This is a genomic window from Ruegeria sp. CH5 (assembly GCF_056537025.1).
Genome location: NZ_JBQFQT010000001.1, coordinates 568540 through 584742, shown reverse-complemented (window position 1 = coordinate 584742; position 16203 = coordinate 568540). Strand labels below are relative to the sequence as shown.

At 59.6% G+C, this 16203-nt stretch carries 16 protein-coding genes and 1 tRNA gene; 13 read left to right on the top strand and 4 right to left on the bottom strand.

What is annotated here, in order from left to right:
- Positions 1-215: 215 nt before the first annotated feature.
- The 13 genes from ACR0JC_RS02875 (at position 216) to ACR0JC_RS02815 (ending at position 11453) form a co-directional block, all read left to right on the top strand.
- Entirely contained in the window at positions 216-512 is a 297-nt protein-coding gene (locus tag ACR0JC_RS02875) for a virulence factor (RefSeq protein ID WP_093962131.1), read from the top strand.
- A gap of 26 nt (positions 513-538) precedes the next feature.
- A complete protein-coding gene (locus ACR0JC_RS02870; RefSeq protein WP_170339061.1) occupies positions 539-1465 on the top strand; it encodes a methylenetetrahydrofolate reductase in 927 nt (308 codons plus the stop codon).
- A gap of 9 nt (positions 1466-1474) precedes the next feature.
- Entirely contained in the window at positions 1475-2539 is a 1065-nt protein-coding gene (locus ACR0JC_RS02865; protein ID WP_170339064.1) for a methyltetrahydrofolate cobalamin methyltransferase, read from the top strand.
- Positions 2540-2648: 109 nt separating this feature from the next.
- Positions 2649-2722: transfer RNA gene (locus ACR0JC_RS02860), tRNA-Gly, on the top strand.
- A 237-nt stretch (positions 2723-2959) separates the two neighbouring features.
- Entirely contained in the window at positions 2960-3142 is a 183-nt protein-coding gene (locus ACR0JC_RS02855) for a Flp family type IVb pilin (RefSeq protein WP_093962121.1), read from the top strand.
- Positions 3143-3304: 162 nt separating this feature from the next.
- Positions 3305-4129, top strand: coding sequence for a Flp pilus assembly protein CpaB (gene cpaB / locus ACR0JC_RS02850; RefSeq protein WP_170339066.1), 825 nt, complete (start codon positions 3305-3307; stop codon positions 4127-4129).
- A gap of 19 nt (positions 4130-4148) precedes the next feature.
- A complete protein-coding gene (locus ACR0JC_RS02845; protein WP_170339069.1) occupies positions 4149-5630 on the top strand; it encodes a pilus assembly protein TadG-related protein in 1482 nt (493 codons plus the stop codon).
- Complete coding sequence (locus tag ACR0JC_RS02840; RefSeq protein WP_170338526.1) at positions 5627-6118, top strand: TadE/TadG family type IV pilus assembly protein; 492 nt, start codon at positions 5627-5629, stop codon at positions 6116-6118. The genes ACR0JC_RS02845 and ACR0JC_RS02840 overlap by 4 nt, the downstream gene beginning before the upstream one ends.
- Positions 6115-6753 (top strand): TadE/TadG family type IV pilus assembly protein, encoded by a 639-nt coding sequence (locus ACR0JC_RS02835; protein WP_170339072.1) that lies wholly within the window; start codon positions 6115-6117, stop codon positions 6751-6753. Before ACR0JC_RS02840 ends, ACR0JC_RS02835 begins: the two co-directional genes overlap by 4 nt.
- A gap of 11 nt (positions 6754-6764) precedes the next feature.
- Positions 6765-7970 carry a CpaE/TadZ family protein gene (locus ACR0JC_RS02830; protein WP_170339074.1) on the top strand — a complete coding sequence of 402 codons (1206 nt, stop codon included), beginning with the start codon at positions 6765-6767 and terminating at the stop codon, positions 7968-7970.
- Between the two features lie 46 nt (positions 7971-8016).
- Positions 8017-9411 (top strand): TadA family conjugal transfer-associated ATPase, encoded by a 1395-nt coding sequence (locus ACR0JC_RS02825; protein WP_170339076.1) that lies wholly within the window; start codon positions 8017-8019, stop codon positions 9409-9411.
- Between the two features lie 11 nt (positions 9412-9422).
- Complete coding sequence (locus ACR0JC_RS02820) at positions 9423-10451, top strand: type II secretion system F family protein (protein WP_170339079.1); 1029 nt, start codon at positions 9423-9425, stop codon at positions 10449-10451.
- A gap of 15 nt (positions 10452-10466) precedes the next feature.
- On the top strand, positions 10467-11453 hold the full coding sequence (locus tag ACR0JC_RS02815) for a type II secretion system F family protein (protein ID WP_170339080.1): 987 nt from the start codon (positions 10467-10469) through the stop codon (positions 11451-11453).
- Positions 11454-11528: 75 nt separating this feature from the next.
- Here the strand turns inward: ACR0JC_RS02815 and ACR0JC_RS02810 are convergent, their stop codons facing one another.
- The 4 genes from ACR0JC_RS02810 to ACR0JC_RS02795 all read right to left on the bottom strand — a co-directional run bounded on the left by ACR0JC_RS02810 (position 11529) and on the right by ACR0JC_RS02795 (position 16051).
- On the bottom strand, positions 11529-12023 hold the full coding sequence (locus ACR0JC_RS02810; protein WP_170339082.1) for an A24 family peptidase: 495 nt from the start codon (positions 12021-12023) through the stop codon (positions 11529-11531).
- Positions 12020-13048 carry a helix-turn-helix transcriptional regulator gene (locus ACR0JC_RS02805; RefSeq protein WP_170339085.1) on the bottom strand — a complete coding sequence of 343 codons (1029 nt, stop codon included), beginning with the start codon at positions 13046-13048 and terminating at the stop codon, positions 12020-12022. Before ACR0JC_RS02805 ends, ACR0JC_RS02810 begins: the two co-directional genes overlap by 4 nt.
- Before the next feature lie 78 nt (positions 13049-13126).
- The gene (locus ACR0JC_RS02800) at positions 13127-13984 is read right to left on the bottom strand and encodes a class I SAM-dependent methyltransferase (protein ID WP_170339087.1); all 858 of its coding nucleotides are present in this window, start codon (positions 13982-13984) and stop codon (positions 13127-13129) included.
- 24 nt (positions 13985-14008) lie between these two features.
- A complete protein-coding gene (locus ACR0JC_RS02795) occupies positions 14009-16051 on the bottom strand; it encodes an ASKHA domain-containing protein (RefSeq protein ID WP_170339089.1) in 2043 nt (680 codons plus the stop codon).
- Positions 16052-16203: the final 152 nt, after the last annotated feature.

Sequence of the window (16203 nt, the reverse complement as noted above, 5' to 3'; positions counted from 1 at the left end):
GTTACCCCGACCTTAGGTCGCGGGCGCGCGTCGTGCAAGACGCTCATTAAAGTCATGAGGATTTTGATGGACCCCGACACTGGAGAAACCGGTGCAGGGCCTGTATCCCGAATTGCAAAACGTCGCTGGAAAAGCCCCGGGTGTCGAAATCCGACCGACCCGGCCCCACATAGCCGTTTAGAACCGGACCATCTGGTTAGGAGGAATCAAGACCAATGCCTGACGTCACCATCGTTTACTGGCGCGACATCCCCGCTCAGGTCATCGTGGGCAAGGGCCGCCGTGGCGCAAAACGACAGTTGGATGTGCGGTTCGAGCAAGCCATCGACCGCGCCGCCATGAAGGTGAACGCCAAGGACAGTGATGCCTATCTGGCCGAGTGGCGCAAAGCCGAGCCGTTCGAGGTTGAGGGCGACCCGACCGAGATCGCCGAGGCTGAAGCGTTGCGCCTGGAAACGGAATACGATCAGGACCGCATCAAGGCTCTGATCGCAAATGACGGTTGGGCATGAGCCCCAGATCTTTATGGGAGGCCGCAATGGCTTTGCTGAACTTCAAGAAACGTGATGCGGCCGATAAGGCCCCGGTGAACCCGACCGTCGAAGCCTTCTTGCAGGGTTATTCGATCGAAGTCATGCCGCGTACTGCCGAGAAGGTCGAGGATTTCCGCGACCTGCTTCCCGAAGGCACGCGCGTCTACATCGCCCATATCGAGGGCACGCCCATCGAGGATATGGTCAAGACCGCGAAGCGGATCGCGGCCGAGGGCTATCCGGTAATGCCGCATTTTCCGGCCCGCATCATCAAGGACGCGGCGACGCTGGAGAACTGGATCAACATGTATCAGGGCGAGGCGGGCGTCGATCAGGCGTTGCTGCTGGCCGGAGGCGTTGCCAAGCCGCATGGCGAGTTCGAGAGCTCGATGCAGTTGCTGGAAACGGGTCTGTTCGACAAGGCGGGCTTCAAGCGTCTGCACGTCGCAGGTCACCCCGAGGGCAACAAGGATATCGACCCGGACGGCTCGACCAAGAATGTGGACGAGGCATTGCGTTGGAAGCAGAAATTCAGCGAAACCACCGACGCCGAAATGGCGCTGGCCACCCAGTTTGCCTTTGACGCCAAGCCGATCATCGCATGGGCCGACGGTCTGAAGGCGGCCGGGATCGACCTGCCGATCCATATCGGCATCGCCGGTCCGGCCAAGCTGCAGACGCTGATCAAATTCGCGATCGCCTGCGGTGTGGGCCCGTCGCTGAAGGTGCTGCAGAAGCGCGCCATGGACGTGTCCAAGCTGCTGCTGCCCTACGAGCCGACCGACGTGATTACCGAATTGGCCCAGCACAAGGCGGCCAACCCCGACTTCAACATCACCAACGTACACTTCTTCCCGCTTGGCGGCATCAAGACCAATGCCAACTGGGCCATCGAAAACGGCGGCGCCTCGGCGAAGCCTGTAAACGCTTAAGGACCGGACATGACCCGTACAGTCGTAGAATCAAAGACCAAAACCGCGATCATCGGCTTCGATCAGCCGTTCTGCGTGATCGGCGAGCGGATCAATCCGACCGGCCGCAAGAAGCTGGCCGCCGAGCTGGAAGCGGGCGATTTCTCGACCGTCGAACAGGACGCGCTGGCGCAGGTCGCGGCCGGGGCGACCGTGCTCGATATCAACGCAGGCGTGGTTTACAACTCGAACCCCAACCCGAACGAGACCGAACCGCCGCTGATGCGACAGATCGTCGAGATGGTGCAGGGTCTGGTCGACGTGCCGCTGTGCATCGACAGCTCGGTTCCGGGTGCGTTGGAGGCCGGGCTGGAGGCCGCCGAAGGCCGCCCGCTGCTGAACTCGGTCACCGGTGAGGAGGACCGCCTGGAACTGGTTCTGCCGCTGGTCAAGAAATACAACGTGCCGGTCGTGGCGATTTCGAACGACGACACGGGCATTTCCGAAGACCCCGACGTGCGCTTTGAGGTTGCCAAGAAGATCGTTCAGCGCGCAGCTGACTACGGCATTCCGGCCCACGACATCGTTGTGGACCCGTTGGTAATGCCGATCGGCGCGATGGCTACTGCCGGCCAGCAGGTCTTTGCCCTGGTACGCCGCCTGCGCGAAGAGCTGGGCGTGAACACCACCTGCGGCGCGTCCAACATCTCGTTCGGTCTGCCGAACCGTCACGGCATCAACAACGCCTTCCTGCCGATGGCGATGGGCGCGGGCATGACCTCGGCCATCATGAACCCGGTGGCGCTGCCGGTGACGCAGAAGAAGATTGCCGAGAAAAAGGCCGAGGTTGCGGCGGCGGGCATCATCCTGCCCGACGGCATGGACGACGAAACCTTCGTTCAGATGTTCGGTCTGGGTTCGACCAAGCCGCGCGCCGGCAAGGAAATGGAGGCCATCCGCGCCGCCAACCTGCTGACCAACAACGACCCGCATGGCGGCGAGTGGATCAAGTTCAACAAACCGGCCGATGCTGCAGGCGCCGAAGGCGAGAGCGCACGTGGCCGCCGGGGCGGTGCTCGACGTCGCCGGGCCTGAGTAGGCTGCTTTGTCAACGGGCCGGGCAATCTGCCCGGCCTTTTTGTTTGCCGCGCTGATCGAAGCATCTTGAACTCTGCGAAGGACGGGTGATATTCAGCACCCAGCGGCGGGTATGATGTAATGGTAGCCTGTCAGCTTCCCAAGCTGAACGCGCGGGTTCGATTCCCGCTACCCGCTCCAAAACACTTTGATATTGGCCCGCTTGAAGCTCGAAAGCTGAGCTGGACTCGGACTATTTCGCGCCAAAATCCCGCCACAAAAAAGCCAAAATGAACGAATTCTCGCGTTAAACGGGAATTCCTTTTCGTTTGTGGGGAGGTTTGCCAGATGCGGGCTCGATACGATTTGAACTGACGGGGGAACCCTCGTTCCTGTGCGAAATACGCACATTAATGAGTACAAACTGGAGTTCAAATCATGTCGAAGGCAATTCGTAGTCTTTTTATTCGTCTGCGCCGTGACGAGCGTGGCGCCACTCTTGTCGAATACGGTATCGCACTGTTCATCGCGATCGCTGTTGGCGGGACCCTGCTGACCGGTCTGGGCGGCACAACCAACACCAACTTCAATGACGCCAACACGGCTGCAACACGGCCGTAATCCTGCTGTTTTGGCCTTAAAAGCAACTGGTTTTCCGCCGCGGAGAGGGCGGGAAGCCAGAACCAGTCCAGTCACAGCATTCGGTGTCCCGCGTGACGCAGTTTGGGCCTAGGACTGGCCCCACGTTTTCAGAATGACCGGCCCGGCTATTTGGAGGGACCTATGCGATTGAAATCCTTGATGATGACTATTCTTGGCGTGGGTCTGGCGGGTGGCGCCGTGATGATCGCGCAGGAGCAGCTGAGACGGAGCCAGGCCGCCGCTGATCCGACGATCGTTCGCGTGGTCGCAGCAGCAGAAGAGATCCCGTTCGGATCTCCGATTGAAGGTCACAAGTTGACCGCCATCGACTGGCCAGCGGATTCTGTGCCGGCAGGTGTATTTACAAGTTTCGAAGATGTTCTGCCCACAGCAGGTGTCGATCCGCGACGCGCCAAGCGCGCGTTGGCGCAGGGTGAAATCCTGTTGGCATCAAAGGTTTCTGACTTCGGTGAAAAGGTCACCATCGTTCAGACCTTGGGCGAGAACAATCGCGCAATGGCCATCAATGTGGATGCGCAGACCGGTGTTGGCGGCTTCGTCACACCAGGTGACTTTGTTGATATCGTGCTGACGCAGGGCAAGAACGAGTCGCTGCGGGCGGTGACGATCCTGCAAAACATCCGTGTCATTGGTGTTGATCAGACGGCAGATGAAGATGTCGACCAGCCCGGGATTGCCCGAACGGTGACTGTCGAAGTCACGCCGGACCAGGGACAGCGGTTGGCATTGGCTCAGAAGGCCGGGCAACTCAGCCTGTCGCTGCGGTCCCTGCAAATCCAGGAAGACAAGCCATTGGAGGCCATCCGCCTCAGCGACATTCTGCTTGAAAAGTCGCCGGTTGCAGAGGGCGCGCCCAAGCCGATCGTGAAGGTGCGTCGGGGTACCACGGACGTCCAGGAAGTTCCTGTTGCAGGCAACCCCTCGAATACAACCGTGTCCAACTGATCGCTCCCGAGGTCTGTTCATGCCCACGCTGCGCAACATAAAGGACGACGAACAGGGGACCATTCTGGTTTTCGTCGGAATTTGCATGACCGTGATCGTTGGCATGGCGGCGCTGACCTTTGATCTTGGGCGATTGGCTTCTACGCAGACCGACCTGCAGGCTTATACCGATCACGTGGCTCTGGCCGCCGCCGGAGAACTGGATGGCGGTAGTGATGCGATCACACGCGCCACGGCCGCTGCAGCCGGAATGATCGAAGACTCCCAGTTCTTTGCCGAGGGCAGCCAAGATCTGGGGACGGCCGCAGATTATTCGCTGCGGTTTCTGTCGGGACTGCCCGATCCTGCCGCCGATCCGGATGACAATGATCCAGTCGATGGGTTTGTGACGACCGATCCCGCTCTTGCCGTTCTGGTTGAGGTGACCGCGACCCCTAGAACCGTTTTCCTTCCGTTCGGTCGGGCCCTCTCGGATCTGTTGGGGGTGACGCGCCCGGATGAGGATGTCGAGGCCGTCGCGATTGCGGGTTACACCCAATATGCCTGTGATGTGACGCCGTTGATGTTCTGCATCCCTCCCGGCTGGACAGCGAATGCGAACAAAGGGTCAACCATCAAGTTGCGCACTGGAGGTAACGGTGCCGCTTGGGGGCCGGGGAATTTTGGTTTCCTCGACCCGACGGACATCGGCATAAACCCCAACGGTCCTTGCGCGGGGCAGACCGGATCAAAACTCTATATCTGCCTGATCGCGGCGCATGGAAACCTGACGCAATGCGTGTCTCAGCGCGGTGTTGATACCGAGCCCGGTCAGCGCAATGGCATTGGCAGCGCAATCTACAATTCACGGTTCGATATTTTCCACTCGACGATGAGCAACCTCAAGAATGATGAAGACTATGCGCCCGGACCGCAGGTCATCGCGGGCTGGGAAAACTCTGGCGGAAGCTGTCTGAAGAACAATCCCGAGGTTTCGACCGACTCGATGCCGTTTCCGCCCGACGATTGCTTCGCCGCCGGCACCTGCGCGCATGGCGGCCGTTTTGGAAACGGTGTCTGGACCTCCGGCAAAGCGGCTTATTTGGACATGAACTATGGCGACGGTCCGGCCAATGATCTGACGCCGCACCCGCTGGGTAACCCGACGGGTAACACGCGATACGAAATGTATCTCGACGAGATCACCAGGGCTGGTACGGGTGATGTGCTGTTTGGGCGCAGCGAGTCCGGCCGCCCGCAATGCGCGAGCACAACGCTGGACGACCCTGACCGCCGCACATTTATCGCAGCCGCCATAAACTGCGGTGCCAATCCCGTCGCGGGACGCGCGGAGAACGTTCCGGTGCAGGAGTTTGTAAAGGTTTTCCTGATCCAGCCGCTCGAAGAATCCTCGGGGACGGATTTTGACATCTATGTCGAAGTGGTCGAGCAGGTCGGTGGTGGAGTCGGTGGCAGCAGCGATGACGGCATTTTTCGCGATGTCGTGAGGTTGTATCGATGACTCGGCTTGTTCGGCATATCCGACGGTTGCGGTCGTGCGAGGCCGGCGCCCCGATGGTCGAGTTCGGGATCGTACTTCCGTTGATCCTGCTGTTCTTTGCCGTGATCATCGAAGGTGGGCGTATCACCTGGATTCATCAGGCAACGTCGGCCGGGGTGCGCGATGCCTCGCGTATGATCGCGCGGATCGCGCCGTTGGACTTGTGCGCAGCGGGCGGGGTCGGCAGCTATGACGCGCTGGCCACGGACATCGTCCAGAACCAGTTGGGCGGTTCGTCGATCATGCCGCATGGCACAACCGTCATCGACGTCACACCGCGCTGTATCTCGCGGGCTGGCGTGTACCGGATCAATCCGACTTCGGTGGTCGAGGTCACGGCTCAGATCCGGATCGAGTACCTTTTTGGAAACGTTTTCAGCCTTTTCGGGGCAGCGCTGGGGCCTCTCGACACCGAGATCTCGGATCAGAGCCGGGTGTTTGGGGTATGACGGGTAACCTGCATATGCTGCGCGCTTTCTGGCGACGTGAAAACGGATCGGCCCTGGTCGAGCTGGGCATGGTCGTTCCGTTGTTCCTGGTGCTCGTGTTTGGAATTCTCGAGTACGGACGGCTCTACTGGTCCACGACGATGGCGCAGAAAGCGATGCAAAAAGCCTCTCGGCTTGCCACGGTCGGGCCGCCACTGTGTGGCGCGATGCCAGCCACGCACACGCTGGCCGGTGGCGCCCCCGCAACAACCAAGTTCGGCGCGCTGTGCCGCAGCGGCAGCATCTGCGCCACTCCGAACCTGCCGGCGCCGTGTCAGCTTGACGCATCAACCGCCTATGGCAGCCGGATCTGGGACGAGATCGAAATGCTGCTGCCGCCCGGAGCCACCGCGGCAAATGTGCAAATCAACTATTCGCACGATCCTCGTCTTGGTTTTCTTGGTGGACCCTATACGCCGGTGGTTACAGCCGAACTGGTAAACCTGGACTACGATTTCGCGCTGCCAATTGGGCCTCTGGTCGCCCTTGCTGCTGGCAACCCTGCTATATCCGCCAGCAGCCCCAACACCATTTCAATCCCAACGATGAGCACATCCGTCCCGGCCGAGGATCTTGCCATCGGTGCCGTTGAGTAAGGAGAAGAGTCATGAGTGCCAAGCAGATTTCAGTGCTGTTGATTTCACCGGACGAAGAGATTTTCGCGGCAATCGAAACGTCGTTGGAGGGGCTGAGCAATTGCCGCTTTACGGGCCGCAAGGACACTGTCGCGCGGGTCAACGGGTCGGCCGTTGCCTTGTCAGCGCGTCATGACGTGGTTCTGTTCGATGTGGATGACAGTTCGCCAGAGCTGCTGCAGACCGCGCAGCAGATTTGTGATGCGCGCATGCCCAATGCGATCATTATCGCCCTGGCGTCTGAAGATCTGCCGCTTGAGAAGGCCCGACAGCTCAAAAAGCTTGGAGTTGATGACGTGCTGCCGCGCAATGCAATCCATGAGGAGATCATTCCGCAGGTGGATGCGATCCGTGCCCGGCGGCAGGCGCAGCTTCCCGCCGTTTGGGGTGGACAAGCCACACTTGGCAAGTTGATCGCGGTTGGCAAATCTCGCGGTGGCGTCGGATCGTCCTTGGTTGCCGCCAATATGGCGAACGAGCTTCAATCCAAGGCCGGCTTCCTGAAAAAGACGGCGTCGAACTCGGTTGCACTGGTGGATCTGGACTTTCAGTTCGGCTCGATTGCGGCCTTGATGGATGTCGCCGAAAGCGACGCGATGTGGCGCATGGCCATGGAAGGCAGCATTCCCGATAGTGCCTTTTTGGAACAGGCGATGGTCAAGTCGCCCTGCGGGGTCGATATCCTGGCGGCTCCGTCGCGCTATGGTCCGTTGACTGCAATCAAGGAAGAGCAGATTTCGGCCATTCTGGATTCCCTCAAACGTACCCATGACTACGTCGTGGTAGATTTGCCGCGGGCGCTGGTGGAATGGATTACGCCCGTCCTGACGCAAGCGGACCGTCTATATTTGGTGACGGACGTTGCCGTTCCGTCCGTTCGCTCGGCCCGCAAGCTGATGGATTTCTACCAAGCGGAAAATCCAGCACTGGAAATTCAACTGGTCGCCAACCTTGAAAAGAAACCCATCATTCCGGCGGCGCACCACAGAGCGGCGGCAAAACTCCTTGAAAAGGACTTTGCATTTTGGGTGCCTCGCGACGAGCGCACAGTACGCGAGTCGGTCGATCGGGGCGTGCCGTTGGAAGATGTTTCATCCCGCGCACCGATGACACGCGCAATCCGAAAGCTGGCACACGAGACATGCCTGTCTTTGCCGCCTCGGGTCGGCCAGCACTGAGGCAGAGTGTTTCGGAATAGTTAAATATTTGCAGAAGGTTAAGTAGATGTTTCGAGAATTCGACCGACCAGGCCAGGAAAAACCGGACGCTTCGAAAGTTGTGCCGTTGGACACCAAGCAGTTTGCTCAGATCGGCAAGCCGGTTCATGGCTCCGGCGATGACCTCGTATTGATGCATGACATCCAGAACGATCGGATAGATCTGAAGGCGCGACTGCATAACTCCTTGCTGGACAAGCTGAACCTCGCCGTTATCGAAAAGGTCGAGGAAGAAACGCTGCGGGGCGAAATTGGGCGACATGTTACCGAACTGCTGCGTGCCGAAGGCCGTGCGATGCGCAGCGAGGAGGTCAAGCAGCTTGTCGAAGAGCTGATGCACGAAGTGCTTGGACTGGGTCCGCTGGAACCGTTGTTGGCCGACCCCACGATCAACGATATCCTCGTGAACGGCCACACGCAGATTTTTGTCGAGCGCTCCGGCATCCTCGAAAAGACATCGGCACGCTTCCGGGACGAACGTCATCTGCTGCGGATCATCGACAAGATCGTCAGCCGGATTGGTCGCCGTATTGATGAACGGCAACCGTGGGTGGATGCGCGGTTGGAAGATGGCAGCCGCGTCAACGCGATCATTCGGCCCTGCGCACTGGACGGGCCGGCGCTGTCCATTCGAAAATTCTCGCGGGTTCCGCTGACGATGGAACGCCTGATCAAGAATGAGGCCTTGAACGAAAGCGCGGCCAAGCTGCTGCGGGGATTGGTTGAAGCCAAGATGAACGTGCTGATCTCGGGCGGAACCGGATCGGGCAAGACCACGATGCTGAATGCATTGTCGTCGTATATCAGCCCTCGGGAGCGGATCGTCACGATTGAAGACGCGGCAGAACTTCAGCTTCAGCAGGAACATGTCTTGCGCATGGAAACACGGCCTGCTGGCCTCGACGGTACTGGCGCCGTTGTCCAACGAGACCTTGTGCGAAACGCACTGCGGATGCGTCCGGATCGGATCATCATCGGCGAGGTGCGCGGCTCCGAAGCATTCGACATGTTGCAGGCAATGAATACCGGCCATGACGGGTCGATGACGACGGTACACGCCAACAGCCCACGCGATGCGCTTTCCCGGGTCGAGCAGATGGTGCAGATGGGCGGGCTGGAGCTGCCGCATGCAGCAATCCGCGCGACCATCGCTTCGGCAATTCACTTTGTTCTGCAATTGAACCGCCTGTCTGATGGTACCCGCCGTGTCACCTCGATTGCCGAGATCACCGGCATGGAGGGCGATATCGTGACCATGCAGGACATCTTCGTCTTCAAACGTGAAGGCAAAGACGAGGCCGGCAACATCCTCGGGCGCTTCATGCCGACCGGTATCCGACCGAAATCCAGCGATGCGCTGGCGGCGGCGGGTGTCGACCTTTCATCGATCAAGTTCAACTGAGGGACCCGGCCATGTTGGAAGATCTCAGATCCTTCTTTTCGACGCACAGCATAGACTCGTTGATCGGACCAGAGATGGAAGTGGGCGGTTACGATGTCCGGTTTGTTCTGTCACTCTTAATATTTCTCGGCGCCCTGATTGCCTTCGAAGGGGTCCGTCAGCTTTTGAAGCGCGGAGAAAACCGGGAAGAGGCGATAAACCGGCGCATCCAGATGCTGAACCAGGGAAAGACTGGCGAGGACGTTCTGGAATTGCTCAAACCGCGGGAGAGCAAACCTCTCATGAAGTCGTTTCCGCTGGTCGGCGACTTGCCGGGTGCCCTTGCGGCATCGGGCCTGCACATGGTGCCGGAAATGTTCCTGTTGGGATGTGGCGGTGCTTTTCTGGTTTCGGCGATCGGAGGCTCAATGGTGGCCAACCCACTGACGGTCATACCTGTAAGCGCCGTGTGCTTCCTGTTGGCCCCGTTGGTCTACCTTGGCGCCAACCTCAGACGGCGCAAGGCCGCGTTGATCAAGCAATTGCCGGATGCGTTGGACCTGATGTCGCGTGGGTTGAAGGTCGGACATCCGTTGAACACGACCTTGCAGAGCGTGGCAAACGAAATGCCCGATCCGATCGGAACGGAATTCGGTCTGGTCGTCGATCAAGTCGCTTATGGGGAAGAGTTGACGACCGCCATTCGCAACATGGCAGACCGAGTAGATGAAGAGGATATCCAGTACCTCTCGGTCGCGCTGACGATGCAGCACGGTACTGGCGGCGATCTGGCCGGCATTCTGCGGACATTGGCGCGCGTCATCCGTGCCCGCATGTCCTTGCGGCGCAAGATCAAGGCCATTTCTGCCGAGGGTCGGATGACCGCCTATATCCTGTCGTTCATTCCTGTCGGGATTGCCCTCGTGATGACGGTCATGACGCCGGACTATTACGGAAGCGTGGTGCAATACCCGATTTTCTGGCCCGTCATGAGCGTCATTTCAGCGGCCATCGTTCTGAACGCCATCGTTTTGTTCAAGCTTGTCAATTTCCGGATCTGAGGGAGGGTTGTCGAAATGGAAATCGTGAACTCGCTACTCGACACCGGTCTTTTTTCCCAACTTATGATCCTGGGCGTTGTTGCCGCCGGCGCGATCGTTGCATTCTTTGGGATATCATCGTCGCTCGGCGATCGGTCTACAGCAGCCGAACGGATGCTGCCCAAACGAACAAGGGGCCAGAGCCTTGCACGTCTTGTGCCGGAAAAGGTGGAGGGCGAAACACCGACCGGGCTGAGCGCCGCACTTATCCCCAGCGATGCAAGTGTCAGGTTCGAAGTTGGCCAAGTGCTTGCGCGCTCAGGGTTTCGCGGCCGGAATGCAATCGCCAATTTCTATCTGATCCGTTTGAGCTTGGCGACGTTTCTGCCGCTTGTCTTTCTTGTCCTCATGTCTTGGCAGCCTGCGTCCAGTATCGGCGCCACGATCAACGATTATGTGTCTGGTCTGAACTCATTTCAGATCTTGCGGAACCTTGGCATCCTCTGCGGCATCGGGTTCTTCATCCCCCAACTTTGGATGAGCGCCCGGATCAAGGAGCGTAAACGTCGGATGGAAAACGCGTTCCCGAACATGCTGGACTTGCTCCAGATTGGGATCGAGGCGGGAATGGGCTTTGACCAGGCGCTTCTCAAAGTTGCAGTGGAAATGCAGACTGTATCGCCCGAAATGTCCGAGGAAATTCTAATTGCCCTGAGCGAGATTCAGGCCGGGCGCGACCGTGAAGTCGCGTTGATGAGAATGGCGCGCCGGACGGGCATCGACGAAATGAGTTCGTTCGTGAGCGTCGTTCTCCAGTCGTCCCGGTTCGGCGTCCCGTTGTCGGCCGCCTTGACTACGTATTCCGAAGAAATGCGCGAACTGAGAGAGCTTCGCGCGCAGGAGAAAGCCAACAAGTTGCCGGTGCAGATGTCCGCGGTTATGGCTAGCCTGATGTTGCCCTCGATCGCGGGGCTGATCCTTGCACCGATCATCATTCGATACGTCGAAACCTTTGTGAAATGACGCTGCTTGTTTAGGTGCGGCGCTCCCGGGTCCGCACGAGGTCAACTGTGCGTCCCCGACTTGGGTCGCGCTCTTTCAGGCGCTGTAAAGCAGCATCGACCAGCCGGCCAGGATCAGGCCCGAAAGGCCTATGGCAATCCCAAGAGGAAACTCGCGTCCGCTGAGCGTTGCTGCAAGCTTTCCTGTCGGTTGTCGGACGAACAGGCGCAGCAGGGTCAAGCTGGTCAGTCCAAACGCCATCGCGGCAGAAAGCAGCAGCATGTATGTCGAAAGGGCTTGGGTCGGTATCGCCAGAAAAACCACCGGTAGCATTTTGGCGTCTCCGCCCCCAAGCCAACCGGCGGCGAAAAGGGCAAAACATATCCCAAAGCAAAGCCCGGCGGCGATCAATCGCAATCCAACTTCATGCAAACCGAGGGCAGGGGACCCGACCAGAAACAAGGCAACCCCTATCAGGCAGTACAGGTTCGGTATCCGGTATTCGGTTAGGTCCGTCCACGCCACCGCCACAAACAACGGCACCATCAACCACAGAGGTGCCCAATTATGCCAAGGCAGATCAATCATCATGCGCGTGCCTGATTGTGTCTGCCGTGCAAGGCTTCGCGTTCTTCGATCGAAACCAGCCGTCTGGCCAACATGTGGAAGTTCTCCATTCCTGTCTTGCCGTAGATATGCTTGAGATGCGTTCTCACAGTCGCGGGACCAATCTCGAGCTCGGATCCAATGGACTGTTGCGACAGTCCCCGGGAAATTAGAACGCAGACCCGCCATTCGGCCCGTGTCAGGCCCGCTGGGTTTTCGAGGCTCATCAGCGGCGCGTCATTCACCGCCCTTTGGATGGTTGTTACGGATTGGCGGGACAGTGCTTCGGTAATCAGACCGGCGCGTCTGTTGCGGTAGATCTCGGAGATTTCGGGTGCGATTGTCTCTATCGCTTCGCGCCAGCCGGGTTCGAGGCCTTTGGCGAAATGCAGCTCCAGAAAATCGATTTCGCAGCCTTGGTTGTCGAGACAGACGAACAGGATATCGTGCAGCTTGCGGTGCGAGATCCAGTCCAGAACAACGGCAGAAAACTCGTTTACGGGTTTCCCGTGATCCTTGAGACTGAAGACGACGCCTTTCTTTGGCTTGCTCGCAAACGGACCAATCACGTCGTTCGTGAAGGAAAGGAAAAGCGGCCGACTTATTGTCTGGTCACGGGTATCTGCGCGCGCAGCTACTCGGCTGCCACCTTTATTGAGCCAGACACGGCTGAGGGTACCACAATCGGCTCCAAACGCGTTGACAACTTCGGTCAACGCAGCGTCCAGAACCACTCCGCCCTGGCTCCATTGAATGAAACTGATCAATGCGCGTGTGTGTTGCGTGTTCGGTAGCCACGCACCTGCACGGCCCATCCCCCTGTCCATATAGCACCAACTGGTAAACGTCTTACTCACTAAAGCGAGCCGGTTCAGCGGCTTCTGTAGATTTGAATTACTCTGCCCAATACATTCATATTTTACGATTTTTACGCAAAAATCACCAAGAATCTTATTAAGTTTCCGGATGGTGAGAAAAACATTGGCAAAAACGCAGACAATTAGGCTCAAAAGGCTGAAAAGAGTTGACGATCAGAAACAATAACAGTCAGCGGGTGTGATTGGCCAAGGGCGACACGCTCTTGTATTTCAGGAGGGCTTACGGGCCTGAAAGACGTTGATGACTGCCGGGATGCCAAACCCATCTGCCGTTTGAAAACTCGAAAACTCCTGGGCCACGGCGCTCTGGATTTTTCGTTCGTCGGCCTCATCGCCTTTAAAATGCGCTATCACGCGCGCAGCCGGCCCGACCCGGGTGCAAAGCTCAGCGGTGGCCTCCACCGATCCAAGCCCCGGTAGTCGGAGGCTTACGGGGTTGGCGAAGATGTCATCCAAACCCGCCGTTGCCATCATGCCGGTCACATGGTCGATGTCATGAAAGGCCAGTGGTCCCGGTGCGTACCGACCATATTTTGGTGGGTGGCCCAGATGCGATGTGGCGGCCATGTGGGGAATCCTGAACCAGGGATTGTCAGCCAGAGGTCCCCATGCGGCAAAAGTCATTTGTCCGCCGGGGGCCAGAGCCTTGGCGATGTTGGCGAACGCCGCAACCGAATCCTGAAAGAACATGACACCGAACCGCGATATCGCAGCGTCGAACGCGCCCTCGGGGAACCGGGCGACCTGAGCGTCGACGCATTGGAAATCGACGTTTTCAACACCCGCGGAAAAGGCCCTTTCCTGCGCTCGGCTTAGGAACGGCTCAGAAATGTCGCCGCCAAGAACATGGCCCTGCGGTCCGACACGCTGGGCGGCCGCGATGGTGCTGGCGCCAGTCCCGCAGCCGATGTCCAGCACGCGCATTCCGGGTTCCAGTTCGGCCTGATCCAGAACGAGGTCCAGAACCGGGGCCAGCATGTGGTCCAGTTTGTCCTCAAAAGTCAGCCACTTGGTGCCGGATTCGGAGTTGCCCCAGTATTCAGCCTGATCTTCGTTTGCTGTTTGCATGGGGGTCCTCCGCAGTTTTTCGGACTATGCCTTTCTGCGGCGACGACGGCCAGTTTTTTCCGTGTCGCCTCCGGTGTTAAAAGACGGGGTGGGCAGGGTGACGATCTTGGCCAGTTCCGGGAACGGGTCGGTCTTGTGCGGGATCGCGTTGGCGGCCACGAAATGCTCCTGAAATTTCGGCTCGATCGCGGTTTCGACCTTGGTGATCTCGCGCACCACGCGTTCGATCTCGGCCCGGGCAGCGATGTTGCACAACGCGATGCGTGCGCCGGTGCCGGCGGCGTTGCCCGCGCTTTGGACCTTGTCCAGCGGCGCGTCGGGGATCATGCCCAGAACCATCGCGTGTTTGGTCGAGATATGGGCGCCGAACGCCCCGGCCAGCACTACGCGATCCACACGGTCCACGCCCATCTCGTCCATCAGCAGCCGCGCCCCGGCATAGAGCGCGGATTTCGCCAGCTGGATCGCTCGAATGTCGCCCTGAGTCACGGTGATACGCGGGCCACCTTCGGCGCTGGCGTCATGGATCAGGTAGGAATGGGTGCGGCCCTCGGGGATGCAGCGGCTGGTGCCGGTCTGTTCGGCCGACCCGATCAGGCCGCTCTCGTCCAGCAGGCCGGCCATGCGCAGTTCGGCCACCGCCTCGATGATGCCCGACCCGCAGATGCCGGTGATGCCGGTGGTGGCGATGTCGGCGTCGAAACCCTCTTCGTCCGACCACTTGTCCGAGCCGATCACCCGGAACCGGGGTTCCTTGGTCACCGGGTCGATCTGAATGCGCTCGATCGCGCCGGGCGCGGCACGCTGGCCCGAGCTGATCTGCGCACCTTCGAAGGCCGGCCCGGTGGGCGAGGAACAGGCCAGCACGCGGGTCGTGTTGCCCAGCAGGATCTCGGCGTTGGTTCCGACGTCCACGATCAAAACCAGATCCTGCGACTTGCCTGGCTCTTCGCTCAGCGCCACGGCGGCGCAGTCGGCTCCCACATGGCCCGCGATGCAGGGCAGGATGTAGACCTGCGCACGGGGGTTCATCGTGGTCAGATCCATCTCGCGCGCGGGCAGCGAGACGCTTTCCGACGTGGCCAGCGCAAACGGCGCCTGGCCCAGTTCAACTGGATCCAGGCCCAACAACAGGTGGTGCATGACCGGGTTGCACACGAAAACGGTTTCCACGATCAGGGCCGGGTCGATCCCGGCCTCGTCGGCGATCGAGGTGACCAGATCGTTGATCGCCTCACGCACGGCCCGGGTCATCTCCTGATCACCGCCGGGGTTCATCATCGCGTACGACACACGGCTCATGAGGTCTTCGCCGAACCGGATCTGCGGGTTCATCAGTCCCGACGAGGCCTTGACCTCACCGGTGTCCAGATCGGTCAGATGCGCGGCGATGGTGGTCGAGCCCAAATCGATGGCCAGCCCGTACAGCCCGTTTTCGTGCAGTCCGGGCCAGATTTCGACGATGCGCGCCACTTTGTCCTTGTGGCCCTTGTGCAGGGCGACCGTGACCTCCCATTTACCCTTGCGCAGGGTCGGCTGCAGTTTGGACAGAAGCGACAGGTCGGCGGTGACGGCGTCGATCTGCCACTGCTCGCGCAGGGCACGCTCCAGCCGTTCCAGATCGCCGGTGGGCGAGTGCATGTCGGGTTCTTCGACCACGACGAAATACAGGCGCGTGGCCGGGTCCATGGTGATGGCGCGCGCGGCGGCGGCCTTGCGCACCACCTGGCGGTGCACCTGGCTTTCAGGCGGGACGTCGATCACCACGTCGCCCTGAACGGTGGCCTGGCAGCCCAGACGCCGGCCCGGTTTCAGACCGCGTTTGTCGTCATAGCGCTGCTCAACCGCGTTCCATTCGCTCAGCGCGTCTTCGCGGACCGTGACGCCGTGTTTGGGAAACTCGCCATAGCTGGGCGTGATCTGGCATTTCGAGCAGATCCCGCGCCCACCGCAGACCGAATCCAGATCGACCCCCAGTTGCCGGGCCGCCGTCAGGATCGGAGTGCCAACGGGGAAATGTCCGCGTTTGCCCGAAGGGGTAAAGACGACAAGGGGATCGGTGGTCATGACGGATGCCTTTTTGGTGTTCGCGCGTATGGCGGCAAGATATGGGTTTCGCGGCAAAGGGAAAGGCCAATCCGCGGCAGGTTTTGCGCGGCTTGCGTCGTTTTCCGCGCCATCGCGGCGGTTTGTGGGCGAACAAGTTGGGGCAGGGGCTT

Excerpts from the sequence above, each read along its gene's own strand:
- ACR0JC_RS02875 (WP_093962131.1), top strand. The coding sequence starts at position 216 with ATGCCTGACGTCACCATCGTTTACTGGCGCGACATCCCCGCTCAGGTC.
- ACR0JC_RS02870 (WP_170339061.1), top strand. The coding sequence starts at position 539 with ATGGCTTTGCTGAACTTCAAGAAACGTGATGCGGCCGATAAGGCCCCG.
- ACR0JC_RS02865 (WP_170339064.1), top strand. The coding sequence starts at position 1,475 with ATGACCCGTACAGTCGTAGAATCAAAGACCAAAACCGCGATCATCGGC.
- ACR0JC_RS02855 (WP_093962121.1), top strand. The coding sequence starts at position 2,960 with ATGTCGAAGGCAATTCGTAGTCTTTTTATTCGTCTGCGCCGTGACGAG.
- cpaB (WP_170339066.1), top strand. The coding sequence starts at position 3,305 with ATGCGATTGAAATCCTTGATGATGACTATTCTTGGCGTGGGTCTGGCG.
- ACR0JC_RS02845 (WP_170339069.1), top strand. The coding sequence starts at position 4,149 with ATGCCCACGCTGCGCAACATAAAGGACGACGAACAGGGGACCATTCTG.
- ACR0JC_RS02840 (WP_170338526.1), top strand. The coding sequence starts at position 5,627 with ATGACTCGGCTTGTTCGGCATATCCGACGGTTGCGGTCGTGCGAGGCC.
- ACR0JC_RS02835 (WP_170339072.1), top strand. The coding sequence starts at position 6,115 with ATGACGGGTAACCTGCATATGCTGCGCGCTTTCTGGCGACGTGAAAAC.
- ACR0JC_RS02830 (WP_170339074.1), top strand. The coding sequence starts at position 6,765 with ATGAGTGCCAAGCAGATTTCAGTGCTGTTGATTTCACCGGACGAAGAG.
- ACR0JC_RS02825 (WP_170339076.1), top strand. The coding sequence starts at position 8,017 with ATGTTTCGAGAATTCGACCGACCAGGCCAGGAAAAACCGGACGCTTCG.
- ACR0JC_RS02820 (WP_170339079.1), top strand. The coding sequence starts at position 9,423 with ATGTTGGAAGATCTCAGATCCTTCTTTTCGACGCACAGCATAGACTCG.
- ACR0JC_RS02815 (WP_170339080.1), top strand. The coding sequence starts at position 10,467 with ATGGAAATCGTGAACTCGCTACTCGACACCGGTCTTTTTTCCCAACTT.
- ACR0JC_RS02810 (WP_170339082.1), bottom strand. The coding sequence starts at position 12,023 with ATGATGATTGATCTGCCTTGGCATAATTGGGCACCTCTGTGGTTGATG.
- ACR0JC_RS02800 (WP_170339087.1), bottom strand. The coding sequence starts at position 13,984 with ATGCAAACAGCAAACGAAGATCAGGCTGAATACTGGGGCAACTCCGAA.
- ACR0JC_RS02795 (WP_170339089.1), bottom strand. The coding sequence starts at position 16,051 with ATGACCACCGATCCCCTTGTCGTCTTTACCCCTTCGGGCAAACGCGGA.